General features: G+C 72.2%; 21 protein-coding genes and 2 pseudogenes. 14 read left to right on the forward strand and 9 right to left on the reverse strand.

All coding sequences use genetic code 11. The features are described from left to right. Nucleotides 1–96: pseudogene (locus ABZV94_RS05460) on the forward strand (4Fe-4S binding protein); the annotation flags it as partial. Nucleotides 97–100: 4 nt separating this feature from the next. On the opposite strand, the pseudogene ABZV94_RS05465 reads toward ABZV94_RS05460, so the two are convergent. Both ABZV94_RS05465 and ABZV94_RS05470 read right to left on the reverse strand, forming a co-directional pair. Further along, nucleotides 101–1915, reverse strand: a pseudogene (locus ABZV94_RS05465) (glycosyltransferase); the annotation flags it as partial. A 199-nt stretch (nt 1916–2114) separates the two neighbouring features. Beyond that, entirely contained in the window at nt 2115–2378 is a 264-nt protein-coding gene (locus ABZV94_RS05470; RefSeq protein ID WP_003975777.1) for a WhiB family transcriptional regulator, read from the reverse strand. Nucleotides 2379–3066: 688 nt separating this feature from the next. Here ABZV94_RS05470 and ABZV94_RS05475 point away from each other — a divergent pair. The 4 genes from ABZV94_RS05475 to ABZV94_RS05490 all read left to right on the forward strand — a co-directional run bounded on the left by ABZV94_RS05475 (nt 3067) and on the right by ABZV94_RS05490 (nt 7036). Beyond that, a complete protein-coding gene (locus tag ABZV94_RS05475; protein WP_356337443.1) occupies nt 3067–3585 on the forward strand; it encodes a cysteine dioxygenase family protein in 519 nt (172 codons plus the stop codon). A gap of 33 nt (nt 3586–3618) precedes the next feature. Then, the gene (cofD, locus tag ABZV94_RS05480; protein ID WP_356337445.1) at nt 3619–4578 is read left to right on the forward strand and encodes a 2-phospho-L-lactate transferase; all 960 of its coding nucleotides are present in this window, start codon (nt 3619–3621) and stop codon (nt 4576–4578) included. Continuing rightward, entirely contained in the window at nt 4575–5900 is a 1326-nt protein-coding gene (locus ABZV94_RS05485) for a coenzyme F420-0:L-glutamate ligase (RefSeq protein ID WP_356337447.1), read from the forward strand. Before cofD ends, ABZV94_RS05485 begins: the two co-directional genes overlap by 4 nt. Before the next feature lie 113 nt (nt 5901–6013). Next, nucleotides 6014–7036 (forward strand): DNA-3-methyladenine glycosylase 2 family protein, encoded by a 1023-nt coding sequence (locus ABZV94_RS05490; RefSeq protein ID WP_356337449.1) that lies wholly within the window; start codon nt 6014–6016, stop codon nt 7034–7036. 121 nt (nt 7037–7157) lie between these two features. Here the strand turns inward: ABZV94_RS05490 and ABZV94_RS05495 are convergent, their stop codons facing one another. Together ABZV94_RS05495 and ABZV94_RS05500 are read right to left on the reverse strand one after the other, a co-directional pair. Further along, nucleotides 7158–8240 (reverse strand): NDP-sugar synthase, encoded by a 1083-nt coding sequence (locus ABZV94_RS05495; RefSeq protein ID WP_356337451.1) that lies wholly within the window; start codon nt 8238–8240, stop codon nt 7158–7160. A 225-nt stretch (nt 8241–8465) separates the two neighbouring features. Next, a complete protein-coding gene (locus ABZV94_RS05500) occupies nt 8466–9896 on the reverse strand; it encodes a peptidoglycan recognition protein (protein WP_356337453.1) in 1431 nt (476 codons plus the stop codon). A gap of 128 nt (nt 9897–10024) precedes the next feature. Between ABZV94_RS05500 and ABZV94_RS05505 the strand changes: the two genes are divergently transcribed. The 4 genes from ABZV94_RS05505 (at nt 10025) to ABZV94_RS05520 (ending at nt 15840) form a co-directional block, all read left to right on the forward strand. Then, nucleotides 10025–10780 (forward strand): TIGR03089 family protein, encoded by a 756-nt coding sequence (locus ABZV94_RS05505; RefSeq protein WP_356337456.1) that lies wholly within the window; start codon nt 10025–10027, stop codon nt 10778–10780. 124 nt (nt 10781–10904) lie between these two features. Beyond that, nucleotides 10905–12086, forward strand: coding sequence for an LCP family protein (locus ABZV94_RS05510; protein WP_356337458.1), 1182 nt, complete (start codon nt 10905–10907; stop codon nt 12084–12086). Nucleotides 12087–12338: 252 nt separating this feature from the next. Beyond that, nucleotides 12339–14096, forward strand: a complete 1758-nt coding sequence (locus tag ABZV94_RS05515; protein WP_356337460.1) for an LCP family protein — start codon at nt 12339–12341, stop codon at nt 14094–14096. Nucleotides 14097–14253: 157 nt separating this feature from the next. Continuing rightward, nucleotides 14254–15840, forward strand: a complete 1587-nt coding sequence (locus ABZV94_RS05520) for an LCP family protein (protein WP_356337462.1) — start codon at nt 14254–14256, stop codon at nt 15838–15840. A gap of 61 nt (nt 15841–15901) precedes the next feature. On the opposite strand, the gene ABZV94_RS05525 is transcribed toward ABZV94_RS05520, so the two are convergent. Continuing rightward, nucleotides 15902–16933, reverse strand: a complete 1032-nt coding sequence (locus tag ABZV94_RS05525) for a glycosyltransferase family 2 protein (protein WP_356337464.1) — start codon at nt 16931–16933, stop codon at nt 15902–15904. A gap of 281 nt (nt 16934–17214) precedes the next feature. Here ABZV94_RS05525 and ABZV94_RS05530 point away from each other — a divergent pair, with 281 nt between their 5' ends. After that, nucleotides 17215–18582 (forward strand): LCP family protein, encoded by a 1368-nt coding sequence (locus tag ABZV94_RS05530; RefSeq protein WP_356337465.1) that lies wholly within the window; start codon nt 17215–17217, stop codon nt 18580–18582. Between the two features lie 10 nt (nt 18583–18592). Here ABZV94_RS05530 and ABZV94_RS05535 read toward each other — a convergent pair whose 3' ends face one another. Continuing rightward, nucleotides 18593–19153: an acyl-CoA thioesterase gene (locus ABZV94_RS05535; protein ID WP_356337468.1), complete on the reverse strand. Its 561-nt coding sequence runs from the start codon at nt 19151–19153 to the stop codon at nt 18593–18595. A gap of 119 nt (nt 19154–19272) precedes the next feature. Here ABZV94_RS05535 and ABZV94_RS05540 point away from each other — a divergent pair, with 119 nt between their 5' ends. Then, the gene (locus tag ABZV94_RS05540; RefSeq protein ID WP_356337470.1) at nt 19273–20607 is read left to right on the forward strand and encodes an LCP family protein; all 1335 of its coding nucleotides are present in this window, start codon (nt 19273–19275) and stop codon (nt 20605–20607) included. Nucleotides 20608–20670: 63 nt separating this feature from the next. Here the strand turns inward: ABZV94_RS05540 and ABZV94_RS05545 are convergent, their stop codons facing one another. Beyond that, nucleotides 20671–21039 (reverse strand): four-helix bundle copper-binding protein, encoded by a 369-nt coding sequence (locus ABZV94_RS05545; RefSeq protein WP_356337472.1) that lies wholly within the window; start codon nt 21037–21039, stop codon nt 20671–20673. Nucleotides 21040–21125: 86 nt separating this feature from the next. After that, entirely contained in the window at nt 21126–22283 is a 1158-nt protein-coding gene (locus ABZV94_RS05550) for an acyl-CoA dehydrogenase family protein (protein WP_356337474.1), read from the reverse strand. 191 nt (nt 22284–22474) lie between these two features. Between ABZV94_RS05550 and ABZV94_RS05555 the strand changes: the two genes are divergently transcribed. After that, complete coding sequence (locus tag ABZV94_RS05555; RefSeq protein WP_356337476.1) at nt 22475–23818, forward strand: UDP-glucose/GDP-mannose dehydrogenase family protein; 1344 nt, start codon at nt 22475–22477, stop codon at nt 23816–23818. A 94-nt stretch (nt 23819–23912) separates the two neighbouring features. On the opposite strand, the gene ABZV94_RS05560 is transcribed toward ABZV94_RS05555, so the two are convergent. Continuing rightward, nucleotides 23913–24419: a CGNR zinc finger domain-containing protein gene (locus tag ABZV94_RS05560; RefSeq protein WP_356337478.1), complete on the reverse strand. Its 507-nt coding sequence runs from the start codon at nt 24417–24419 to the stop codon at nt 23913–23915. Between the two features lie 86 nt (nt 24420–24505). Between ABZV94_RS05560 and ABZV94_RS05565 the strand changes: the two genes are divergently transcribed. Both ABZV94_RS05565 and ABZV94_RS05570 read left to right on the forward strand, forming a co-directional pair. Then, nucleotides 24506–24874: a VOC family protein gene (locus ABZV94_RS05565; protein ID WP_356337481.1), complete on the forward strand. Its 369-nt coding sequence runs from the start codon at nt 24506–24508 to the stop codon at nt 24872–24874. Between the two features lie 21 nt (nt 24875–24895). Then, complete coding sequence (locus ABZV94_RS05570; protein ID WP_356337483.1) at nt 24896–25291, forward strand: VOC family protein; 396 nt, start codon at nt 24896–24898, stop codon at nt 25289–25291. The last annotated feature ends 55 nt before the right edge of the window (nt 25292–25346 follow it).

Genomic DNA, 25346 nt, shown 5'->3' on the forward strand with positions numbered 1-25346 from the left:
GCGATCGACTTCTCCCTGTGCATGTACTGCGGTATCTGCATCGAGGTCTGCCCTTTCGACGCCCTGTTCTGGTCACCGGAGTTCGAGTACGCCGACCGCCGGCGGCGACGCCCGCGCGCGCGAGGAGCGGCAGCAGTACGGCGAGGACGGCGGTGCCGATGCGGCCGCCGGCCAGGGCGCCGGTGGTGGCGGGCAGGAAGGCGTAGCCGATGGCCGCCCAGGCGCGCAGCAGCCGGGAGGTGACCAGGGGCCGGGAGGCGAAGTAGGCGGCGAATCCGGCGAGCGGCACCGAGCAGACGAGCAGGACGGTGACGGTGAGTCCGGTGGAGCCGAACAGGAGCGAGGCGAGGGTGGCGACGATCGCCAGGTACGGGGGTGCGGAGGGGTCGCCGCCGGTGCCGACCGGGTGCCAGGCGTCCAGGTAGCGGGACCACAGCTCGCCGGCGCCGGCCGGGGCGGGCAGCAGGGCGCCGCCGGCGAGCGCGCCGCCGGCGAGCAGGGCGCGGCAGGCGACGAGGGAGATGAGCAGCAGCGCGAGGAAGAGCACCGGGCCGGGTCTGCGGGCGATCCGCTTGAGCCGGGCGAACTGCTCGACCTCCAGGAACTCGGCGTCGTCGCCGCCGGGCCCGGACTCCACGGCGCCGCCGTGCCGGCCGGCCGAGGCGGTGTCGCTGTCGGTGCCGCTGCTGAAGTTGCCCGCGATCTGCTCGACGGTGGCCCGGATGGTGGCGCCGGGCGGCGGGAACAGCTGGCGCAGCTCGCCCTTGTCGATCTGGGAGGGGCCGCGGCGGCGCCGGGCGGCGACGATCCGCTCGGGCCGCAGCAGGGTGCTCAGCAGGCCGCGGATCTCGTCGACGGCCTGGCCGGGGACCTTGCCGACGAGGTAGGCGAGGGTGCGCAGGGCGGTGCCGAGGACGAGCCGCAGCAGCACCCAGGGCAGCGCGGCCGTACGGGTGTTGACGAGCAGCGTGTAGACGGCGCCCGCCTTGTCGACCTTGTGCGGGGAGGCGGTGGTGCGGCCCGCGCAGTCGACCGTGCGGCGCTCGCGGGAGGCCGCCTCGGCGTGCCGGACGACGGCGTCGGGGGCGACCAGGACGCGGTGGCCGGCCGTGTGGGCGCGCCAGCACAGGTCGACGTCGTCGCGCATGAGGGGCAGCCTGCGGTCGAAGCCGCCGAGCTGTTCGAAGACGTCGCGGCGGATGAGCATGCCCGCGGTGGAGACCGACAGCACGGTGCGGACGTGGTCGTGCTGCCCCTGGTCCTGCTCGCGGCGGTCCAGTCCGGTCCAGCGGCGGCCGGAGTTGGCGATGGAGACGCCGACCTCCAGCAGCTGGCGGCGGTCGTACCAGCCGCGCAGCTTGGGGCCGACGACCGCGATGTCGTCGCGGCCCAGTTCGAGTTCGTTGTCGACGACCCTCAGCAGCTGGGCGAGGGCGTCGGGTTCGGGTGCGCAGTCGTCGTGCAGCAGCCACAGCCACTGGACGGGCTCGCCGTGCGGCAGTTCGGGCAGGTCGTAGGCGTCGTCGCGCCAGGTGCGCGTGACGGGGTCCCAGCCGCTGGGGCGCTTGAGGTACGGCAGGTCCTCCGGGGTGAGGACGGGCGCGGTGCGGCTCGCCTCCTCCACGGCCTGGCCGAAGCCGGTACGGCGGGCCAGGTGCAGCACGTTGGCGTCGCCGAGGGCGTCGGTGAGCAGCCGGGCGGAGTCGTCCGCGCTGCCGGTGTCGGCGGCCACCGCGTACTGGACGGGGCGCTCCTGGCCGAGCAGCCCGGCGAGCGCGTCGGGCAGCCAGCGGGCGCCGTCGTGGGAGACGAGGACCGCGGTCACCACATGGCGCGGGAACTCGGGCGGGCGGGCTGGGTCGAACGCTGCTGTGGCGGTGCCGCTTCGGGCCGCCGTATGGCTGTGCACGGACATCGAGGTACGGGCCCCGGTTCGATGGACTGCGGTGGACGCCTGTGCCTCCCCGTGCGTCGAGCGGATCGAGTGCGGCGAGGTGACAGCGGGGCGTCTCGGACGAGCGACCACACTATCGGCTGGCCATGACGACGGCCCGCCGCCTGTGGACAACCCACTGGCGACGGGCCGTTCGCGACGTCGGCGGCCGGCCGTGCGGTCACACGGCGGCCTTCTTCAGGCGGCGGCGTTCCCGCTCGGACAGGCCGCCCCAGATGCCGAAGCGCTCGTCGTTGGCGAGGGCGTACTCGAGGCACTCGGAGCGGACCTCGCAGGCGAGGCAGACCTTCTTGGCCTCTCTGGTGGAGCCGCCCTTCTCGGGGAAGAAGGACTCGGGGTCGGTCTGGGCGCACAGCGCGCGCTCCTGCCAGCCGAGTTCCTCGTCCGCGTCGTCGACCAGCAGTTGCTGCACCAGCTCGGTCATGTGCGCCCCTCGTCTGTCTTTCGCGTCCCCGTGCGTAGCCGTTACCGATTTCGGCTGAACGACACGAGTGAAATTACAAGTGTGCTGCTCCGGGCGAGTCAAGCCGAGATCTGCTATTGGGTCCGTTATTCACTCTGCGGAACCAAGGCCGTGCGGAAAGTGTTCAAATCGCCATAAACCTTGACACGCAGCAGGACCCACGGGGCGGCCACGACCCCGTACAGATCTCTGTACGGAGAAAGACGCCTCCGTGTTCGATCCCGTTCCGCGAGGCTCGAGCACTCGGATGTGCCCCATGTGTCCCGACCCCTCGCCGAGCAAACCTTTCACCTTTCAGATGAACCGGATGAGGTGAAACATGTCCCACATACCGGGCGTCGAGTTGACAGTACGGGTGTGAACCGATGTCCTAGTGGGCATGCTCGCGAACTTGGCACCCACCTCGACCCGCACCGCCGGGTCCCTCGGTGCCGCCCGCGCGCGCTGTAGCTGTTGTTGCTGTTCCAGCTGTTGAGCCAAGCCGCTCCGGCTGTCCCCGAGCCCATCCCGGCCCGGCCGCGTCACCACGCTCCGTGATCCCTCATCCAGGGCACCCCGCCCGCCCGTGACCCGGGCGGACCGTACGCGTCACCCAGCACCCCTCCCCGGCTCCAGCCCCCCACTCTTCACCGAGGACCACCGAACCCCGATGAACAGCGACAACGACCTCCAGATCGCCGGCGACATCCTGGAAGTCCCGCACCTGCTCCAGCCGCCGCGCGAGCACCCGGCCACCGTCGCCGAGTTCGCGGGCCTCGCCCGCTCGATCGCGGCCGACCGCGCCCAGTGGGCGCACCTCGTCCGCTACGACGCCACCACCCGCTGGTACCACCGGCTGCGCACCGGCCCCGGTTACGAGGTCTGGCTGCTGTCCTGGGTCCCCGGGCAGGGCAGCGGGCGGCACGACCACGGGCGCTCGTCCGGTGTCCTCACCGTCCTGGAGGGCACCCTGACCGAGCGCACAGAACGCGGCACGCGCGCGCTGGCGCCGGGCGCGCAGCGGGTGTTCGCGCCGGGGTACGTCCACGAGGTCGTCAACGACGCGCTGGAGCCCGCGGTCAGCCTGCACGTGTACTACCCCGGCCTGACCGAGATGCCCATGCACACCTCCCCCCATTGCGAGGCGCACGGCGAGGCGCGCGGCGAGACGCGTCCGGTGACTGCCTGACGCGTTGTCGGACCCGCCTGCGACACTGGTCGCATGCGCATTGTGGTTCTGGCAGGCGGCATCGGCGGTGCCCGTTTCCTGCGCGGTCTGAAGCGGGCCGTGCCGGACGCGGAGGTCACGGTCATCGGCAACACCGGCGACGACATCCACCTCTTCGGGCTCAAGGTCTGCCCGGACCTGGACACGGTGATGTACACGCTGGGCGGCGGCATCAACGAGGAGCAGGGCTGGGGGCGGACGGACGAGACCTTCCACCTCAAGGAGGAACTGGCGGCCTACGGCGTCGGCCCCGACTGGTTCGGGCTCGGCGACCGGGACTTCGCCACGCACATCGTGCGGACGCAGATGCTGAGCGCCGGCTATCCGCTGAGCGCGGTCACCGAGGCGCTGTGCGACCGCTGGAAGCCGGGCGTACGGCTGATCCCGATGACCGACGACCGCGTGGAGACGCACGTGGCCGTCGACGTGGACGGAGAGCGCAAGGCGATCCACTTCCAGGAGTACTGGGTGCGGCTGCGGGCCTCCGTCCCGGCCGAGGCGGTCGTCCCGGTCGGCGCCGAGCAGGCCAAGCCCGCCCCGGGCGTGCTGGAGGCCATCGCCGAGGCGGACGTGATCCTCTTCCCGCCGTCCAACCCGGTCGTGTCCATCGGCACGATCCTCGCCGTGCCCGGCATCCGCGAGGCCATCGCCGAGGCGGGCGTGCCCGTGGTCGGCCTGTCCCCGATCGTCGGGGACGCGCCCGTGCGCGGCATGGCCGACAAGGTGCTGGCCGCCGTCGGTGTGGAGTCCACGGCCGCCGCGGTCGCCGAGCACTACGGCTCCGGGCTGCTGGACGGCTGGCTGGTCGACACCGTCGACGCGGGCGCGGTCGAGCGGGTCGAGGCGGACGGCATCCGCTGCCGGGCCGTGCCGCTGATGATGACCGACGTGGACGCGGCGGCGCAGATGGCACGGGAGGCGCTGGCGCTGGCCGAGGAGGTGCGGGGGGCGTGAACGACACAGCGTCCACCGGGGCCGGGCGGCCCGGGTACCGGGTCTGGGCCCTGCCCGGCATCCCCGAGGTGCAGCCGGGCGACGACCTCGCCAAGCTGATCGCCGCGACCGAGCCGGGACTGGCCGACGGGGATGTGCTCGTCGTCACCTCCAAGATCGTCTCCAAGGCGGAGGGCCGCATCGTGCGGGCGGCCGACCGGGAGGCGGCGATCGACGCGGAGACGGTCCGGGTCGTGGCCCGGCGCGGCCCGCTGCGCATCGTGGAGAACCGGCAGGGCCTGGTCATGGCCGCCGCCGGGGTCGACGCCTCCAACACCCCCGCCGGGACCGTGCTCCTGCTGCCCGAGGACCCGGACGCGTCCGCGCGCGCGATCCGGGCCGGCCTGCGCGCCGCCCTCGGCGTCGATGTCGGCGTCGTCGTCAGCGACACGTTCGGGCGGCCCTGGCGCGCCGGGCTCACCGATGTCGCGATCGGTGCCGCCGGAGTGCGCGTGCTGGACGACCTGCGCGGGGGCACGGACGGGTACGGCAATCCGCTGGCCGCGACCGTCGTGGCCACGGCGGACGAGCTGGCCGCCGCCGCTGACCTGGTCAAGGGCAAGGCGGCGGGCCTGCCGGTGGCCGTGGTGCGCGGGCTGCCCCACACCGTGGCCGAGGAGCACGGCGAGGGCGCCCGGGCCCTGGTGCGTACCGCGCGGGACGACATGTTCCGGCTCGGCACCTCCGAGGCCGTGCGGGAGGCCGTGACCCAGCGCCGCACCGTGCGGGCCTTCACCGACGAGCCGGTGGACCCCGGCGCGGTCCGGCGCGCGGTGGCCGCCGCCGTCACCGCGCCCGCCCCGCACCACACCACACCGTGGCGGTTCGTGCTGCTGGAGTCGGAGGAGTCGCGGGTACGGCTGCTCGACGCCATGCGGGACGCCTGGATCGAGGACCTGCGCCGGGACGGCAAGAGCGAGGAGTCCATCGCCAAGCGGATCCGGCGCGGTGACGTGCTGCGCAACGCGCCGTACCTGGTCGTGCCGTGCCTCGTCATGGACGGCTCGCACAGCTACGGCGACGCCCGGCGGGACGGCGCCGAGCGGGAGATGTTCGTCGTCGCGATGGGCGCGGGCGTGCAGAACCTGCTGGTCGCGCTGGCCGGGGAGCGGCTGGGCTCGGCGTGGGTGTCGTCCACGATGTTCTGCCGGGACGTGGTGCGCGAGGTGCTCCGGCTGCCGGCGGACTGGGATCCGATGGGCGCGGTGGCGGTCGGTCACCCGGCTCAGGAGCCGAGGCCGCGGCCGGAGCGGGACGCGGGGGCGTTCGTGGAGGTGCGGTGAGTCCGACGCGGGATCCGGTCCGCTCCGGGGCGGCTCCGTAGGCGCGTCGTACGCCTAGTCTCATAGACGGCACCGGCCCGGCACCGGCACTCCAGGGACTCACAGGACTCTTCGTGGCAGGACGTTTCCCCCAGCGGCCCACGCGTACGACCGTGCGCGGCGGGCAGGTCGCCGTGCCGGCGGGGGCCGCCGCCGGGATACCACGGCAGGCGGCGGCGCCCGCGCGGATACGGCGGTGGGTGCCGGACGGACCGCTGGACCTCGGGCTGACCCTCGGGCCGCTCAGGCGCGGACCCGCCGACCCGACGTTCCGGGCCACCGCCGACGGGTCCGTGTGGCGGGCCTGCCGTACGCCGGCCGGGCCCGGGACGCTGCGGGTGCGGGCGTACGGCGGTGAGGTGCTCGGCGAGGCGTGGGGACCGGGCGCCGAGTGGCTGCTGGGGCAGTTGCCGGAGCTGCTCGGTGCCGGTGACGATCCCGAGGCGTTCGTGCCGCGGCACCGGGTGGTCGCGCTGGCGCGGCACCGGCGGCCCGGGCTGAGACTGACCCGGACCGGGCTGGTGCTGGAGTCGCTGATCCCGTCCGTGCTGGAGCAGAAGGTCACCACCGACGAGGCGTACCGGGCGTGGCGGCTGCTCGTCCGGCGGTTCGGGGAGCCGGCGCCGGGCCCCGCGGGGGTCGGCGAACGGCCGATGTGGGTGATGCCGGCGCCGCGGACCTGGGCGCTGATTCCGTCCTGGGAGTGGCACCGGGCCGGGGTCGACGACAAGCGGGCCTCCACGATCCTGCGGGCCGTCCGGGTCGCCGCGCGGCTGGAGCAGGCTGTGGCGATGCCGGCGGGCGAGGCGCGGGCGCGGCTGGAGGTCGTGCCGGGGATCGGACCGTGGACGTCGGCGGAAGTGGTGCAGCGCAGTCATGGGGCCGCGGACGCGGTGACCGTCGGGGACCTGCATCTGCCCGGGATCGTCGGGTGGGCGCTCGCGGGGGACCGGGAGGCCGACGACGCGGAGATGCTGCGCCTGCTCGAGCCGTATGCCGGGCAGCGGCATCGGGCGGCCCGGCTGATCCTGCTGAGCGGGCACGTACCGGCACGGCGGAAGCCGAAGATGCCGCGGGTGGACATCGGGTTGCTGTAATCCCGCTCGCCGAGCTGGGCCGGGCGGCTCACCGGGGCCTTCCGGGTGAGCCGTGCTGCCGCCGACTGGAGGTGTGTCTGCTCACCGGCACCGGCCGGGTGCCGCTGCGCCGGGTGGCCTGCTACTGGTCGGAGGAGAAGCGCACCGCCCCCGCCGGGATGCGCGCGTCGCACCAGACGCGCGCGCCCTCGCGGAGTTCGTTGTCGGCGCCCACGATCGCGCCGTCGCCGATGACCGTCCCGGTGAGGACGGAGCGTTCGCCGACGCGGGCGCGGGTGCCGATGAGGGAGTCGGTGATGACGGCGCCGGGTTCGATGACGGCGCCCGGCAGGATCGTGGAGCCGAAGATCCGCGCGCCCTGCGCCACGAACGCGCCCTCGCCCACCACCGTGCCGCCCGTCAGCTTGGCGTCGGGCGCCACCGTGGCCGTGGGCAGCACCAGCTGGTCGCCGCAGCGGCCGGGGACCGCCGGGGACGGGGCCCGGCCCAGCACCAGGTCGGCCGAGCCGCGGACGAAGGCGGCCGGGGTGCCGAGGTCGAGCCAGTAGGTCGAGTCGACCATGCCCTGGAGGTGCGCGCCGGCCGCCAGGAGGCCGGGGAAGGTCTCGCGTTCCACGGACACCGGGCGGCCCGCCGGGATGGTGTCGATGACCGAGCGGCGGAAGACGTACGCCCCCGCGTTGATCTGGTCGGTGACGATCTCCTCGGGCGTCTGCGGCTTCTCCAGGAAGGCCAGGACGCGGCCGGTCCCGTCCGTGGGCACGAGGCCGTAGGCGCGCGGGTCGGTCACCTGCGTCAGGTGGAGGGAGACGTCCGCGCCCGTCGACTCGTGGGTGTCCACGAGGGCCTTGATGTCCAGCCCCGTGAGGATGTCCCCGTTGAAGACCAGCACCGGGTCGTCGGGCCCGGAGTGCAGGCGGGCGGCGACGTTGCGGATGGCTCCGCCCGTGCCGAGCGGCTCCTCCTCCGTCACGTACTCGATGTGCAGGCCCAGCGCGGAGCCGTCGCCGAAGTACGGCTCGAATACCTCGGCCAGGTAGCTGGTCGCGAGGACGATGTGCTCGACGCCCGCCGCCCGCGCCCGCGCCAGCTGGTGCGTGAGGAACGGCACCCCGGCGGCCGGGACCATCGGCTTGGGTGTGTGCACCGTGAGCGGCCGCAGCCGGGTGCCTTTGCCGCCGACCAGGAGGATCGCTTCTGTCACCTGTCGTCTCTGCTTCCTGCCGGGACCGGCCGAACTACTCGTCACACTCGTTTCGGCCGGTCAGTGTATGCAGACCGTGCGACGACGCCTTCGATGGCCGCGCGGTGTCCCGCGAGATCGGCGTGCGGTTTCCCCCGGCCGCCCGCGCCCCGGCCCCGGCCGGGACCGTCCGTTCCCCCCGAGCCCCCACCCGTCCCCCGACGGCGCTGTACGCGCGCCCCGGCCTCAGCGCCCCTGGTAAGTCGCCGCGTTGGAGCGCGCCGTGCCGAGCTTGGCGTAGAGCTGCTTGCCGGGGCACTCGGTGGCGAACCCGTCCCGATGGCCGGAGATCACGTTCAGTCGTACGTTCTTCCCCTTGGGGTAGAGATTGCCACCACCCGACGTGAGATATGTCTTCGCGCCCGGATCGACCCCGTACAGCCCGAGCTTCCACGCGGTGAGCCGGGCGATGGCCGTCACCGCGGCGCTCGGCGGCCTTGCCGTGCCGTAGGTGCCGATCACGGCGATGCCCATGCTGTCGGTGTTGAACCCGCGGGTGTGCGCGCCGAGGACCGCCTTGGCGACGCCCCCGGCCCGGCCCTCGTAGAGGGTCCCGCACTTGTCGACGAGGAAGTTGTAGCCGATGTCCCGCCAGCCCATGCTCTTCACGTGGTAGCGGTAGATACCGCGGATGACGGAGGGGGCCTGGGCGCAGGTGTATGCGTTGCCCGTGGCGGTGTGGTGGACGAAGGCCGCCTTGATCTTCTTCGTGTAGACGAACCCGCGCTCGCGCAGTGACTCGTCCGCGCCCCAGCCCCGGCGGGTGACGATCCGCGGGCGCGGCCCGATGTACGGCTTGCCCCGCACCGGTCCCTGAAGGCGGTTCAGTTCCTGCTCGGTGGCCGACCGGTCCAGTGCCGGGATCGCGGTGGCGCCGAAGCCGGTGATGTCCGCGTTGGCGGCCGAGGCGGCCAGTGCCGCCTCCGTGTCGAGGGCGGTGCGGGGCGGGTCGTCGCCGGTCGGGTTCCCGGGCAGCCCCTCACCGGTCCCGCCGCCCTCTCCCGCGGCCTTCCCGCTCCCGGGATCCACCAGTTCCAGCCGCAGCCCCCGCGGCATCGGCACCCCGGGCCTTCCCGCCCGCCTCCCGGAAGGGAGCCCGGTGCCGTCCCCGCCGGCCGCGCCCTCCGCCCGCACCCGCACGTCCACACCGTCGGAGTCCCCCACCCACAGCGGCGCCGTCGCCCCGCGCACCCGCCGGGACGAGCCCTCCGCCGTGTCCGGGTCGGCGCCGTGGTCGGCGTGGTGCGTCTCGACGTCCTGCCAGCCGGACCACTGCCCCGTCGCGGCGGACCGGGTGCGCACCCGCACCCGTCCCCGCAACTCGGTGCCCGGGTCGTCCCAGACGACGCCGACCAGCGAGAACCGGCCGAGGCCGACGCGGTGCAGCCCCTGTTCCGGGGCGCCGCCGAGGGTCCGCTCCCGGGACAGCGGTACGAGTGGCAGCGACCGCGTGCTGCCCGGGACGGCGTCCGGGACCGGGGCCGCGGCCCGGAGGGGGACGGGCGCGGCGGTCGCGGGCGGGGCGGGAGAGAGCGCGAGGGCCGTGGCGACGGTGAGGCCGAGCGAACAGGCGGCGAGCGGGGAGACGCCAGGACAGGAGGTGAGGGATCCACGCATGGACCCGATCTATGACATACACATACATATATGTCCATCATGAACTGACGGCCTGTCGGGAAGCGTTCCGCCGAATCGGTGGCCCCTTCGGCCGCCGGACGGACTCGCCCGCGCGTACCCTGTCCCGGGTGAACGCCACCGATCGCACCCCTGCCGACCTGCTGACTTCCGCGCTCGCCGCGGACCCCGGCCGCCCGCTGGTGACCTTCTACGACGACGCCACGGGCGAACGCGTCGAACTGTCCGTGGCCACCTTCGCCAATTGGGTGGCCAAGACCGCCAACCTCCTCCAGGGCGACCTCGCCGCCGGGCCCGGTGACCGGGTCGCGCTGCTGCTGCCCGCGCACTGGCAGACGGCGGTGTGGCTGCTGGCCTGTTCGTCGGTGGGCGCGGTCGCGGACGTCTTCGGGGATCCGGCGGTGGCCGACGTCGTCGTGAGCGGGCCGGACACCCTCGACGCGGCGCGCGCCTGCCCCGGTGAGCGAGTGGCGCTGGCGCTGCGGCCGTTGGGCGGACGCTTCCCGCAGACCCCGGCCGGGTTCATCGACTACGCCGTGGAAGTCCCGGGGCAGGGCGACCGGTTCGTCCCGTTCGCTCCGGTCGGCCCGGAGGAGCCTGCGCTCATCGTGGCCGGGCGCGAGTTCAGCGGGGCCGAGGTCGTCGAGCGGGCCGCTTCCGAAGCGGGGGCGCTGGGACTCACGGGTCCTGCGTCGCGGTTGCTGTCGGGGCTGCCGTACGACACCTGGGAGGGGCTGAGCGCGGGGCTGTTCTCGCCGTTGGCGGTCGGGGGGTCCGTGGTGCTGTGCCGGAACCTGGAGCGGCTGGACGAGGAGGCGCTCGCCAAGCGGGTGGAGAGCGAGCGGGTGACCGCGGTGCGACGCTAGGGCCCGGTCGCAGCGGCCGCCCTCACCCGGACGGAGTAGCAAAGGGCGCCTCCCCCTCCCCTCCCCCGCCATCGTCGTAAGTGCAGGACGCGACGCTCGTACGCCATGAGGGGATGGCCCTACCGTGACCGACACCGCAGGCGAGCCCGTCGGTCCCGGGGCGGGGGCCTCCGCGACCGGGGACGGGCTGATACGGCGCCGGCGGCGGCGGTGGGGGCGGAACTCCGCGCTGGGAGCGGCCGTACTGCTCGTGGTGGCGACCGGTGCCGGGTGGGCCGTCTACGCCAGGCTCAGCGCCAACATCACCGCCGACGAGGCCGCCGCCGCCGAGCTGGCGCGCTATGAGCGGGAGCGGCCCACCGCGCTGGTGCGGGACGCCCAGAACATCCTCGTGATCGGGTCGGACACGCGCGCCGGGGACGGCAACGGCAAGTACGGGAAGGACGTCGGCACCGAGCGGTCGGACACCACGATCCTGCTGCACCTGGCCGCCGACCGGCACAGCGCCACCGCCGTCTCCCTGCCCCGGGACCTGATGGTGGACATCCCGAGCTGCGGGCAGAAGGACGGCAGGCGCAGCGATCCGGTGTTCGCGATGTTCAACCACGCCTTCCAGGTGGGCGGTTCGGCCTGCACCATCCGGACGGTCGAGAAGCTGACCGGTATCCGGATCGACCACCACGTGGTCCTGGACTTCAGCGGGTTCAAGGAGATGGTGGACGCCGTCGACGGCGTGCAGGTGTGCCTGAGGGAACCCGTGGACGACAAGGCGGCGAAGCTGAAGCTGCCCGCGGGGAAGGTCACGCTCGACGGGGAGCAGGCCCTCGGGTTCGTGCGTGCCCGCAAGTCGCTCGGGAACGGCAGCGACACCGAACGGATGGAGCGGCAGCAGCGGTTCCTCGGCGCGCTCGTCAACAAGGTGCGCAGCGATGACGTCCTGCTGAACCCGGTGAAGCTGTACCCGGTGCTGGACGCGGCGACCTCCTCGCTGACCACCGATCCGGAACTGGCAAGTCTGCGCGGTTTGTACCAGTTGGTGCGCGGGGTGCGCGACATCCCCACCGAACGCGTGCAGTTCCTGACGGTGCCGAGGGAGTCGTACGTCTACGACGCCAACCGTGACCAGCTGGTGGAGCCGGAGGCCGAGAGGCTGTTCGCCCGGCTGCGGGCCGACCAGCCGGTGGTGGTGACCCAGGAGGGCGCACAGGAAGTCCCCGGCGGGGACACGGGTTCGGGCGCGGCGGACGACCCCTCGCCCGCCCCGACGTTCCGCGGGAGGACCGCCGCCGAACAGACCTGTGAGTGAGCCGCGCACCGGGGTGGTGAGCTGTCGTTCGGAAAATCCGTTCAGAAAATGAGGGGGATTGCCCGGTTGTAGGCATGTCGAATTTGTCACCAGCGTCGCCCGACGCTGAACTGGGCGGATAGTGTGAGCGATCCGGTGCACCTGGCCGCGAGGTCCGACGGGCTTTGTCGGGGCCGTGCACTGTTTCACCGAGACCCGAGCGCCTTGGAGGGGGAAGGCGCCGCGTGGCCCCGACGGAGGATTCGGACAACCGTGGACGCGCAAGGCCGTGGGCGGGCGGACAACATCGACCCCGCAGACCAGTGGGTACTCAATCCGAACACTGGCGAATACGAACTGCGACTGAGCCCTTCCGCTGCGCAGTCGCCGGTTCCGGGACCGCGCAGACCGTCCCCCCGGGACAGCGGTGACGCGGTGCCCGGCCGGGGGCGGCAGGCGGCGGGTCAGACCCCGCAGACGCCCCGGGCGCGCGGCACCGATGTGCCCGCGCCGCGCTCGGCCCGGCGCCGGGGCGGTGAGCCGGAGGCACCGCAGGGCAGGCGCGCGTCCCGGCGGCCGGTGAAGAAGAAGTCGACGGCGAAGAAGGTGCTGCTGTGGACCGGCGGGTCCATGGCGTTCGTGCTGGTCGCCGTGTCCGCCGCCGGCTACCTCTACATCAAGCACCTGAACGACAACATCACCTCCGTGTCCGACGACGGCGCCAGCACCGGCGGCTTCCGCAAGGACGAGGCGATCAACATCCTGCTCATCGGCACGGACAAGCGCACCGGCAAGGGCAACGAGGGCTACGGCGACTCGGGCAGCGTCGGGCACGCCGACACGACGATCCTGCTGCACGTCTCCAAGGACCGGTCCAACGCCACCGCGCTGAGCATCCCGCGCGACCTGATCGTGGACGTCCCGGACTGCCCGACCGAGCAGGAGGACGGCACCCAGAAGGTCATCCCGGGCTCGCAGGGCGTCCGCTTCAACGAGAGCCTCGGCCAGGACGACCGCACGCCCAGCTGCACCATGCGCACGGTGACGGAGCTGACCGGGATCAAGCCGGACGACTTCATGGTCGCCGACTTCAACGCGGTCAAGACGCTGACCGAGGCGGTCGACGGTGTCGACGTCTGCCTGGCCAAGGACATCGACGACCCCAAATCGCATCTGAAGCTGTCCAAGGGCACGCACAAGATCTCCGGCGAGCAGGCGCTGGCGTTCGTGCGCACCCGGCACTCCGTCGGCTTCGGCGGCGACCTCAGCCGGATCGGGCTCCAGCAGCAGTTCCTGGGCGCGCTGATGCGCAAGCTGAAGGGGAACGACACGCTCACCAGCCCGACGAAGATGGTGAAGCTGGCGGAGGCGGGCACCAAGGCGCTCACCGTCGACGACAAGCTCAAGAGCATCGGCAAGCTGAAGGACCTCGGTCTGGAGCTGGGCAAGCTCGACCCGAAGAACCTGACCTTCACCACGGTGCCGGTCGTGGACAACCCGGCGGAGAAGGTCCATGCCACGGTCGTCCTCAACGAGTCGAAGGCACCGGCGGTCTTCGACGCCATCAAGAACGACGTCTCCTTCACCGAGGTGAAGAAGAAGCAGAAGGCGGCGAAGGACGCGCAGGCCGCCCGGCTCAAGGGCACCAAGGCGCCCGCCTCCGAGGTGCGGGTGCGCATCCTCAACGGCGGGGCCCAGGCCGGCAGCGCCCAGGCGGTGCTCAACTGGCTCCAGAACGACGAGGGCGTGACCAAGTCGGAGAACGCGGGCAACGCGCCCGCCCAACTGAGCAGGACCACGCTGGAGTACGCGCCCGACCAGGCCGCCCAGGCCCGCCGGCTGGCCGCGATCATGGGCCTGTCCGGGGCCGCGATGAAACCGGGCGAGAGCGTGACCAACTCCCAGGGACTGCCGGCGATGACACTGACCCTGGGCAAGGACTTCAAGGGAGCGGGGGTCTCCCTCACGGCGCCGACGAAGGCCCCGGACGTCGACAAGTCCACGGCGGACAAGGTGAAGTGCGCCTCGTAGGTAACCCTAGGGGCCCGTCAAGCGTCTAACCGGACGCGGGACGGGCCCGTTGCGTGGCGCGAGGGTGGGGAGGGCAGGGAGTTTGGCGCAGAGCGAGGTGCGCGGGGAGGCTCCGGCGGTCGAGGACACGAGGTCGCTCGCGCCGAAGGACTCGGCCGTGCCGGCGCGTTCCCGCCGGCACGGCGGGGGACGTGGCGGCGGACGGCGGGCAGGCGGTCCGAAGACCGACCGGCGGCGACGCAGACGGCGTGTGCTGCGCTGGTCGGCGACCGTGCTGGCGGTGGTGATACTCGGCACGGCCGGTGCCGGATATCTCTACTACCAGCATCTCAACAGCAACATCCAGAAGGGCAAGCGGGCCAACGGCGACGACTCCAAGGCGCACCGGACCCGTCCGAACGCGGCCGGCCAGACTCCGCTGAACATCCTGCTGATCGGCTCCGACAGCCGGAACTCCAAGGAGAACCTGAAGCTCGGCGGCAGCAGGGACCACGTCGGCGACCCGCCGCTCGGTGACGTGCAGATGCTCATCCACCTCTCGGCGGACCGCAAGAGCGCCGCCATGGTGAGCATCCCCCGGGACACCCGGGTGGACATCCCCAAGTGCACGGACCCCAAGACCGACCATGTCTATCCGGCGACGAACGACATCATCAACGTCAGCCTGGCCCGCGGTGGGGCCGGCTGCACCCTGCTCACCTGGGAGAACCTCACCGGGGTCTACATCGACCACTGGATGACGATCGACTTCGCGGGCGTGGTGCGGATGGCGGACGCGATCGGGGGTGTCGAGGTGTGCGTCAACCAGAACGTCTGGGACCACTCCACGCCCCGGCAGCGCGGTGGCTCCGGCCTGAAGCTGACGAGGGGATCGCACAAGGTGAAGGGCGAGAAGGCCCTCCAGTGGCTGCGCACCCGGCACGCCTGGGGCAGCGACCTGATGCGGGCCCGCGCCCAGCACATGTACCTGAACTCGATGGTCCGCACGCTGAAGCAGCAGAACGTGTTCACCGACACCGGCCGCCTGATGGACCTGGCCGAGGCGGCCACCAAGTCCCTGAAGGTCTCCGAGGAGATCGGCACGGTCAAGAAGCTGTACGACCTGGGCATGGAGATGAAGTCGGTGCCGACCGACCGCATCACCAGCCTGACGATGCCCAACATCCCGGACCCGAACGACCCCGACAACCACGTCGTACCGGACAGGGACAAGGCCGCCCAGCTCTGGCAGATGCTCCAGGACGACGTGCCGCTCGACAAGAACGGCGGGAAGTCCGGGCCGAAGAAGGACCCGGGCAAGGACGAGCCGGCCAAGAAGCCCTCGCTCGACCCGAGCCGGCTCGGGGTGCTGGTGCAGAACGCCACCCGGACCGGCACCGAGGCCCCGGTGCAGCAGCGGGCGTCCGCGATCGGCCAGGTGCTCGTGCAGAAGGGCTACACGCGGGCGCAGGCCGACACCTCGGGAAGCCTGGCCGAGGACAAGACGGTCGTGCGGTACCCGAGCGCGGACCTGGAGGGCGACGCGCAGGCGGTGGCCAAGGCGCTGGGCATCCCGATGAGTTCGGTCAAGAAGTCGACCGACGTGTCGGGGGTCACCGTCGTCGTCGGCGCCGACTGGCGCTCGGGCAGCAGCTATCCCAAGCAGTCCGAACCGCAGGCGGGCGAGCTGCCCGAGGGCACCGACGCCGTCAACGCCTCGGACAAGGGGGACTGCATGAACGTGTACGGCCCCTACCAGTGGTAGTGACGCGCCGGCGCACGTGAAAGGGCCCCTCCCGCTCCGGGAGGGGCCCTTCGCGCGTCCGTCAGGCGGCGGCGTCCACGACCGCGGGTCGCCGGGAGGCGATGACCCTCTTCGCCAGGGACTTCGGGCTGGTCAGAAAGCCCCAGCCCCACGACATGTGCATGGTGGCGAGGGCCACCGGGATCTGCAGCCGGGCCTTCAGCGGCAGCCCCTTGCCGGCCGGGACGGAGCCGGCGACGATCGCGGCCAGGTAGCCGCCGGGGATCACGAAGCCCCACGGGGTCAGCGCGGCGCCGACGACCAGGCCCGCGGCGATCGCGCACACCGCCGTCGGCGGCGCCAGGTAGCGCAGGTTGATCGAGCCGGAGTGGTAGCGGGCGACGACGTGCCGCCAGCGGCCGTAGTCCTTGTACTGCTTGGCCAGCGCCCGCACCGACGGCCGCGGCCGGTACGACACCCTCAGCTCGGGCGAGAACCAGATGAGCCCGCCCGCCTCGCGGATGCGGAAGTTCAGCTCCCAGTCCTGGGCGCGGATGAACTCCTCGTTGTAGCCGCCCTGCTGCTCCAGCGCCTCGCGGCGGAAGACGCCGAGGTAGACCGTCTCGGCGGGGCCGGCCTGGCCGCCGGTGTGGAACGCCGCGTTGCCCACGCCGATCTTCGAGGTCATCGCGGCGGCCACCGCGCGCTCCCAGTCGGTCTCCCCCTCGGCGTGCATGATGCCGCCGACGTTCTGCGCGCCGGTCTCCTCCAGGAGCCGCACGGCGGTCGCGATGTAGTCCGGCGAGAGCATGCCGTGGCCGTCGACGCGGACCACGATCGGGTGCCGGGACGCCTTGATCGCCGCGTTCAGCGCGGCCGGGGTGCGGCCGGTCGGGTTCGGGACGGTGTGCACGCGCGGGTCTTCGGCGACCAGCTCGGCGGCGATCTCGTCCGTGCGGTCCGTGGACGGACCGAGGGCGATCACGACCTCCATCTCGCCGGCGTACTCCTGCGCGAGGATCGCTTGGACGGCCCCGCGCAGATGCCGCTCCTCGTTGAGGACGGGCATGATCACGGACACTGCGGGGAGCCGCACGTCGGGCTTGGCGTTCATAGGGGCCTCACGTTACCGCGAACGGGGGATACGGATGCGCGCCGCCGGGCCTGCGGCGCGGGCTGGAGATCGTATCGGCCTACTGTGCTCACGGATCCCACGTACGGCCTCGTCCGGAGGTGTCCTCCTTGCCCAGCCCGCCCCGGTCCCCCTCCTCCACCGCCAGAAGCGCGGGAGGGGCTCCCCGCCCGCAGCGCCGCCCGCGGCCGCCCCGCCGGGTGCCGCGCCCGCCCGAGCGGCACGCGCGGCCCGTCCGGCCGCCGCGGCGGCCCCGCTGGGCCATGCGGGCGGTCACCACGCTGTCGGTCGTGGTGCTCGCCTCCGCCGGGATCGGGCACGCGGTGGTCGCCAGCCTGGACGCGGGCATCGCCCGGATCGACGCCTTCAAGGACATGAAGAACCGGCCCCGGGCCGGGCACGGCATGAACGTCCTGCTGGTCGGCACCGACGGCCGCGACAAACTCAGCGAGCGGGACCGGCGGGCCTACCGGCTGGGCGGCGCCCCCTGCCACTGCACCGACACCATGATGATCGTGCACATCGCGGAGGACCGGGAGCGGGCCACCGTGGTGAGCCTGCCGCGCGACTCCTACGCCGAGATGCCCGCGCACGTCGACCAGAACACCGGGCAGCGGCACGGCCCGCACCCGGTCAGGCTGAACGCGGCCTACGCCGAGGGCGGCCCCCAGCTGACCATCCGCACGGTCGAGAGCATGACCCATGTGAAGATCGACCACTATCTGGAGGTCGACTTCACCAGCTTCATGAAGACCGTGGACGTGCTCGGCGGGGTCAAGGTGTGCACGCCGACACCGCTGAAGGACCGGTACACCGGGCTCGACCTCGCGCCCGGCACGTACACCCTCCGGGGCGGGCAGGCCCTCCAGTACGTACGGGCCCGGCACGTCGACGGGGCCAGCGACCTGGGCCGGATGAAGCGGCAGCAGCGGTTCCTGGCCGCGCTGCTGGACAAGGCGACCTCCTCCGGGGTGCTGCTGAACCCGATGCGGTTCCGGGACGTGACCCGGGCGGTGCTCGGCTCGGTCCGCGCCGACGCCGGCTTCGGCACCGACGAGCTGCTCGACCTCGGCCGCGCGATGCGGAACTTCTCGCCGTCCTCGTCGGAGTTCACCACCGTCCCGATCGGGCGGATGGACTTCCCGGTCAAGGGCATCGGATCGACCCTGAAGTGGGACCCGGCCAAGTCCGAGCAGCTGTTCCGGGCGCTGCGCGACGACAAGCCGCTCGCCGGGGAGCGGCCGCGCCGTGACCCGGCGCAGACCCCGGTGCCGGTGGAGGTGGCCCCGGACACGATCCGGGTCCAGGTGGCGAACGGCAGCGGCACGGTGGGGCTGGCCAAGCGGGTCGACGCGGCGCTCGCGGCGACCGGCTTCGCCACCACCCGCCGCCCGGTGACCGCGCCCGCCCGCGTCGCGCGCACGGTCGTCCTCTACGACCCCCGCTGGGACCGCTCCGCCCGCTCCCTGGCCGCCGCCCTGCCGGGCAGCGAACTGCGGGCCGTGCCCGGCCAGGGACCGCTGCTGAAGGTGACGGCCGGCCCGGACTTCACGAACGTGCGCAAGGTGCGGTTCGACGACCCGGCGCAGCCGGAGCAGAGCGTCGTACGGGGCAACGAGGTGACGTGCTGAGGCCGCCTCCTCAGTCCTCGAAGCCCTCCGCCGCCCGCTTCTCCCGCAGTTCCCGGATCGCCCGGCGGCGGGCCAGGCGGTGGGTGCGGCGGATCTGGGCCTCCTGGTAGCGGCGGCGGTCGCGGTCGGTCTCCGGTATCACCGGCGGCACCCGGCGCGGCTTGCCGTCGGCGTCGACGGCCGCGAAGACCAGGTAGGCCGAGCCGACCTGGGTGGCCGGGGCCGACTCGTTCCAGCGCTCGGCCAGGACCCGGACGCCGATCTCCATCGAGGTCCGGCCGGTCCAGTTCACCTGCGCCTTCACATGGACCAGGTCACCGACGCGGACCGGCTCCAGGAACACCATCTCGTCCATGGACGCGGTGACGGCGGGACCGCCGGAGTGCCGGCCGGCCACGGCGCCCGCCGCGTCGTCGACGAGCTTCATGATCACGCCACCGTGCACGGTCCCCAGCAGGTTGGTGTCGTTGTGGGTCATGATGTGGCTGAGAGTGGTGCGCGAGGCGGACGTCGGCTTGCCCGGGATGTCTGGTTCCATCTCCGGATCCGTGTCCGTGACCTGGTCTGTCATGCCCCCTACCTTATGCCGAAGCCTCATTCGCGGAATTTGTGTCGGCTTCGCAACAGCGGGGCCCTGATTTCCCCACATCCCTTGTCGAGCACATAGCGGCGCCCTGCACACTGGGGCGCATGAATGACTGGCCCGAGGGATGGTCCGACGACAACCGCGGCCCGCGCTACGGACGCGGCAGTGCCGGCGCACAGCCGGAGGGGGCCCGCGTGATGCGTCAGGTGCAGCGCGGCCCGGCGGTACCGCCCGGACCGCGCTCGGCGTACGGCGACCCCGGCCCGGCGGCACCGCCGTACGGGGCCGGCGTGCCGCGGCAGCCGTCGTACGTCGACGGCCAGGGGTACGAGGACGGCGCCGACGGCGCCGGTTACGGCGACTACGACAGCGGTTACAACACCGGCCAGGTCTACGGCGGCTCCGGCGGCCGGGGTCCGGGCGGCACCGCGGGCGCGCCCACCCGGGCCCCGCGCCCCGCGCCCAACTGGCGGCGCCGGATCAAGTGGACGGCGATCACGCTGGCGACCGTACTGGTCGTCACCTCGATAGCGACCTACTTCTGGGCCGACTCCAAGCTGCGCCGCGAGGTGGACCTGTCGAAGGTCATCGACCGGCCGGAGGGCGGCGACGGCACGAACTACCTGATCGTCGGCTCGGACAGCCGGGAGGGCATGTCCAAGGAGGACGAGAAGAAGCTGCACACCGGCGGTGCCGAGGGCAAGCGCACGGACTCGATGATGATCCTGCACGTCGGCGACAACGGCGACACGCTGATCTCGCTGCCGCGCGACTCGGACGTGGTGGTCCCGTCGTACCAGGGCTCGACGTCCGGGAAGACGTATCCGGCGCAGGGGCGGCACACGAAGCTGAACGCCACCTACGCCGAGGACGGGCCGACGCTGCTGGTCCGCACGGTCGAGGCCAACACCGGACTGCGCATCGACCACTACGTGGAGATCGGCTTCCAGGGCTTCGCCAGCATCGTGGACGCGGTGGGCGGCGTCGACATCACCATCGACAAGGGCTTCAAGGACAAGTGGTCGGGCGCCGACTTCAAGGCCGGCAAGCAGACCCTGAACGGCCAGCAGGCACTCGCCTTCGTCCGCACCCGGCACGCGTTCGCCGCCTCCGACCTGCAGCGGACCAAGAACCAGCAGAAGTTCCTGGCCGCCCTGGCCCACCAGGTGGCCACCCCGTCGACGGTCCTCAACCCGTTCAAGCTCTACCCGACCATGGGCGCGGGCCTGGACTCCCTGATCGTCGACAAGGACATGTCGCTGTGGGACCTGGCCTCGATGTTCTGGGCGATGAAGGGCGTCAGCGGCGGTGACGGCACCTCGATGAACATGCCGATCTCCGGCTCCGTGGGCGGCAACCTCGTCTGGGACAAGGCCAAGGTGAAGACCCTGGTGAACGAGCTGAACAACGACGAGAAGGTCACCGTCTCCGGCAACTGAGGTCGTCGCGCACCGGTCCGAGGGCACCCCGCGGGGTGCCCTCGGCCGTGTGCCGGGGTGGGCTCACATGCTGGCGCCCGCCATCGCCCGGCAGGTCTCCGCGCAGCGGCGACACGCCTCCGCGCAGCGCATCATCATCGGGTCGTCGGGCATGGACATACACGCCTCGGCGCACATGTCACAGGCCCGCGCGCAGACGGCGCACATCTCGCCGGACATGGGCGAGCGCCGCATCATCATGTCGGCGCACATCCGGGTCGTCTCGGAGCAGTCCATGAGCGCGCGCATGATCTGCATCTGCGCCTGGCCGCCCTGCTGCATGCAGGAGCTCATGGCCTCTTCGCACATGTTGTGGCAGTTCATGCAGGCGTCGATGCAGTCCTGCATCTGCTGAGTGAGGGCGGGCATCATTCCGGACTGGGACTGGGTCATGGCTCCTCCAGGGAAGGCCGGTGGGGCCCGGGGCGGGCCCCATGTGCTTCCGTCCTACGCCGGGGAGCGGCGTCCCGCATGTCGGGTTACGGCAGGTTGCGGGCCATGACGATGCGCTGGACCTGGTTCGTGCCCTCATAGATCTGCGTGATCTTGGCGTCGCGCATCATGCGCTCCACCGGGTAGTCACGGGTGTAGCCGTAGCCGCCGAGGAGCTGGACGGCGTCGGTGGTGACCTCCATGGCGACGTCCGAGGCGAAGCACTTGGCGGCGGCGCCCAGGTAGGTGAGGTCGGCGTCCCCGCGCTCGGAGGCCGCGGCGGCCTGGTAGGTGAGGGCGCGGGCCGCCGAGATCTTCATGGACATGTCGGCGAGCATGAACTGGATGCCCTGGAAGTCGGCGATCGGCTTGCCGAACTGCTTGCGCTCCTGGACGTAGCCCTTGGCGTAGTCGAAGGCGCCCTGCGCGACGCCGAGGGCCTGGGCGGCGATGGTGATGCGGGTGTGGTCCAGGGTCTTCATGGCCGTCATGAAGCCGGTGCCCTCCTCGCCGATCATGCGGTCGGCGGGGATGCGGACGTTGTCGAAGTAGACCTCGCGGGTCGGGGAGCCCTTGATGCCGAGCTTCTTCTCGGGGGCGCCGAAGGAGACGCCCTCGTCCGACTTCTCGACGACGAAGGCCGAGATGCCCTTGGAGCGCTTCGAGGGGTCGGTCACGGCCATGACCGTGTAGTACTCGGAGACGCCCGCGTTGGTGATCCAGCGCTTCACGCCGTTGAGGACCCAGAAGTCACCGTCGCGGACCGCCTTGGTCTTCATGCCGGCCGCGTCGGAGCCGGCCTCCGGCTCGGAGAGGCAGTAGGAGAACATCGCGTCGCCCTTGGCGAGCGGCGTCAGGTACTTCTTCTTCAGCTCCTCGCCGCCGGAGAGGATCACCGGCAGGGAGCCGAGCTTGTTCACGGCGGGGATGAGGGAGGAGGAGACGCAGGCGCGGGCCACCTCCTCGATCACGATGACCGTGGCGAGCGCGTCGGCGCCGGCGCCGCCGTACTCCTCGGGGACGTGCACGGCGTGCAGGTCGTTGGCGACGAGGGCGTCGAGGGCCTCCTGCGGGAAGCGGGCCTCCTCGTCCACCGCCGCGGCGTACGGCGCGATCTTCGCCTCGACCAGGGAGCGGACGGCGTCCCGGAGCATGTCGTGCTCCTCGGACGGGCGGTACAGGTCGAAGTCAGCCGATCCGGCCACGGTCTCTCACGCTCCAAAGACGCAGTGATACTGACGCTAATTACCGTTAAGTAACTGAATTTTAGAGCCCCCGTGTGAACCCGCCTACGTGAGCTTGGTGACAGCGGGAAAATTGCCCGCCGGGCGGCCCGACTATGCTCAGGCACCGCATGACCGAGCAGGACCGACGGACCGGAGCTGGAGCGCACCCCATGAGCCTGAAGATCACCGTGATCGGCACCGGCTACCTCGGCGCCACGCACGCCGCGGCCATGGCCGAACTGGGCTTCGAGGTGCTGGGCCTGGACGTCGTACCCGAGAAGATCGCCATGCTGGAGCGCGGTGAGACCCCGATGTACGAGCCGGGGCTGGAGGAGCTGCTGCGCCGGCACGTGGCCGGGATCGAGGGGTCCACCGGGCGGCTGCGGTTCACCACGGACTGGGCGGAGGTGGGCGCCTTCGGCGACGTCCACTTCGTGTGCGTGAACACCCCGCAGAAGCACGGCGAGTACGCCTGCGACATGAGCTACGTCGACTCCGCCGTCGCCTCCCTCGCCCCGCACCTGCACGGCCCCGCCCTGGTCGTCGGCAAGTCGACCGTGCCGGTGGGCTCCGCCGACCGGCTGGCCGCCTACCTCGCCGAGCACGCCCCGGCGGGCGGTGACGCCGAGCTGGCCTGGAACCCGGAGTTCCTGCGCGAGGGGTTCGCCGTCCAGGACACGCTGCACCCGGACCGGATCGTGGTCGGTGTGCGCAGCGAGCGCGCCGAGAAGCTGCTGCGCGAGGTGTACGCCGGCCCGGTCGGCGAGGGCACGCCGTTCGTGGTCACCGACTTCCCGACCGCCGAGCTGGTGAAGACGGCCGCGAACTCCTTCCTCGCGACCAAGATCTCCTTCATCAACGCGATGGCCGAGGTGTGCGAGGCCGCCGGCGGTGACGTGGCGAAGCTCGCGGAGGCCATCGGCCACGACGACCGGATCGGGCGCAAGTTCCTGCGCGCCGGGATCGGCTTCGGCGGCGGCTGCCTGCCCAAGGACATCCGGGCGTTCATGGCCCGCGCGGGCGAGCTGGGCGCCGACCAGGCGCTGACCTTCCTGCGCGAGATCGACTCCATCAACATGCGCCGGCGCGGCCAGATGGTGGAGATGACGCGGGAGGCGCTCGGCGGCGGATCGTTCCTCGGCAAGCGTGTCGCGGTGCTCGGCGCCACCTTCAAGCCGGACTCGGACGACGTCCGTGACTCGCCGGCGCTGAACGTGGCCGGGCAGATCCACCTCCAGGGCGGTCAGGTGACCGTGTACGACCCGAAGGGCATGGACAACGCCCGCAAGGTCTTCCCGACCCTCGGCTACGCCGACTCCGCGCTGGAGGCCGCGCGGGGCGCCGATGTCGTCCTGCACCTGACCGAGTGGCGGGAGTTCCGCGAGCTGGACCCGGTGGCGCTCGGCGAGGCGGCGGCGGCCCGGGTGATCCTCGACGGCCGCAACACCCTCGACCCGGAGCTGTGGCGCCGGGCCGGCTGGACGTACCGCGCGATGGGCCGCCCGAAGGCGTAGGGCACCAACGGCGTACTCATGGCGACGCCGGTTCGGCCGAGGCTCAGTCGGCCGAACCGGCGTCTGTCCGCATTCTGCACCAAACCGCCGTCGCTCACGCGCCCTTCGCCCGGTACCGGCGCATCTTCGCGCGGGCCCCGCACACCTGCATCGAGCACCAGCGCCCGCGCCCGGCGGGGCTGCGGTCGTAGTACGCCCAGTGGCAGGTGTCGGCCTCGCACGCCTTGAGCCGGGTCCAGGTGCCCGCGACGAGCGCCTCGGCGACGGCGGCGGCGACCCGGGACAGCAGCGGGCCCGCGTCGGCGGGGGCGAGGCGTGCCGAGCCGTCGTGGTCGTCGACGGCGACGTACAGCGGGGCCCGCGCCAGCAGGGTGCCCAGCGGGGTCACGGGGCGGTGCGGCGGATGCCCGGCGTGTGCGAGCAGCGCGGCCCGCAGCGACTCGCGCAGTTCCCGGGCGTCGGCCAGCCCGTCCTCCGTGACGCCGAGGCGGGCGCGGCCCTCCGGCGTGTCCAGCCCGTCCGCGCCCGACTCGATGTCCAGGGTGTTGACCAGGGACTCGATCAGGGCCAGGCCGCCGGGAGCAGCCGATCTCGCGCTCATGCTTGCGACGTTACCCCCCATGCGGGAGCATGCAGTAACCGTTACTGGTTACCAGGCCCTACAGGTAACGCTACGAGGAGGTAGTCATGGCTCTCGCCAAGCTCGGTGCCGTCGTCCTGGACTGTCCCGACCCCCGCGCGCTCGCCGCTTTCTACGCCGGTGTGCTGGGCGGCACGGTGGAGGAGAACCCCGAGGACGGCACGTGGGTGGACCTGAAGGTGCCCGGCGGGACGGCGCTGGCGTTCCAGCGGGCGGAGGGGTTCGTGCCGCCGGAGTGGCCCGCGGCGGACCGTTCGCAGCAGTTCCACCTGGACGTGATGGTGGAGGACCTGGACGCGGCGGAGAAGGGCGTGCTGGAGCTGGGCGCCAAGCCGCTGGACGCGCAGGACCGCGAGCGGACGTTCCGTGTCTACGCCGACCCGGCGGGGCACCCGTTCTGTCTCTGCGCCTGCTGACCCGTCCAGGAGGAGGACACCATGGCGTCCGTCGCCCGTTTCCGCAACGTCGTGCTCGACTGCCCCGATCCGCACGCGCTGGCCGCCTTCTACGCGGCGGTGGCCGGGGGGACGCCGCAGCCGGAGGACGACGACTGGGTCGTGCTCCAGGTGCCGGACGGGCCCCGGCTCGCCTTCCAGCGGGCCGAGGGACACACTCCGCCGGAGTGGCCGCGCGCGGACCGCAACGGCCAGCAGCTCCACCTGGACTTCGACGCGGGCCCGTCCTGGGCGGACCTCGACGCGGCGCACGAGCGGGTGCTGGCGCTCGGCGCCCGCCCGCTGGACCTGGAGGACCGTGAGACGAAGGACTTCCAGGTGTACGCCGACCCGGCCGGGCATCCGTTCTGCCTGTGCCGGATCGACGAAGGGTCGTGACGTTCCGGGAACGCCCGGCTCGGTGATCCGGGCCTTCGCCGGGCCGGCGTTCCCC

This window comes from Streptomyces sp. NPDC004658 (genome assembly GCF_040609555.1).
GTDB lineage: Bacteria > Actinomycetota > Actinomycetes > Streptomycetales > Streptomycetaceae > Streptomyces.

Excerpts from the sequence above, each read along its gene's own strand:
- ABZV94_RS05535 (WP_356337468.1), bottom strand. The coding sequence starts at position 19,153 with ATGACAGACCAGGTCACGGACACGGATCCGGAGATGGAACCAGACATC.
- ABZV94_RS05540 (WP_356337470.1), top strand. The coding sequence starts at position 19,273 with ATGAATGACTGGCCCGAGGGATGGTCCGACGACAACCGCGGCCCGCGC.
- ABZV94_RS05565 (WP_356337481.1), top strand. The coding sequence starts at position 24,506 with ATGGCTCTCGCCAAGCTCGGTGCCGTCGTCCTGGACTGTCCCGACCCC.
- ABZV94_RS05560 (WP_356337478.1), bottom strand. The coding sequence starts at position 24,419 with ATGAGCGCGAGATCGGCTGCTCCCGGCGGCCTGGCCCTGATCGAGTCC.
- ABZV94_RS05525 (WP_356337464.1), bottom strand. The coding sequence starts at position 16,933 with ATGAACGCCAAGCCCGACGTGCGGCTCCCCGCAGTGTCCGTGATCATG.
- ABZV94_RS05555 (WP_356337476.1), top strand. The coding sequence starts at position 22,475 with ATGAGCCTGAAGATCACCGTGATCGGCACCGGCTACCTCGGCGCCACG.
- ABZV94_RS05475 (WP_356337443.1), top strand. The coding sequence starts at position 3,067 with ATGAACAGCGACAACGACCTCCAGATCGCCGGCGACATCCTGGAAGTC.
- ABZV94_RS05545 (WP_356337472.1), bottom strand. The coding sequence starts at position 21,039 with ATGACCCAGTCCCAGTCCGGAATGATGCCCGCCCTCACTCAGCAGATG.
- ABZV94_RS05530 (WP_356337465.1), top strand. The coding sequence starts at position 17,215 with ATGCGGGCGGTCACCACGCTGTCGGTCGTGGTGCTCGCCTCCGCCGGG.
- ABZV94_RS05570 (WP_356337483.1), top strand. The coding sequence starts at position 24,896 with ATGGCGTCCGTCGCCCGTTTCCGCAACGTCGTGCTCGACTGCCCCGAT.
- ABZV94_RS05500 (WP_356337453.1), bottom strand. The coding sequence starts at position 9,896 with ATGCGTGGATCCCTCACCTCCTGTCCTGGCGTCTCCCCGCTCGCCGCC.
- cofD (WP_356337445.1), top strand. The coding sequence starts at position 3,619 with ATGCGCATTGTGGTTCTGGCAGGCGGCATCGGCGGTGCCCGTTTCCTG.
- ABZV94_RS05470 (WP_003975777.1), bottom strand. The coding sequence starts at position 2,378 with ATGACCGAGCTGGTGCAGCAACTGCTGGTCGACGACGCGGACGAGGAA.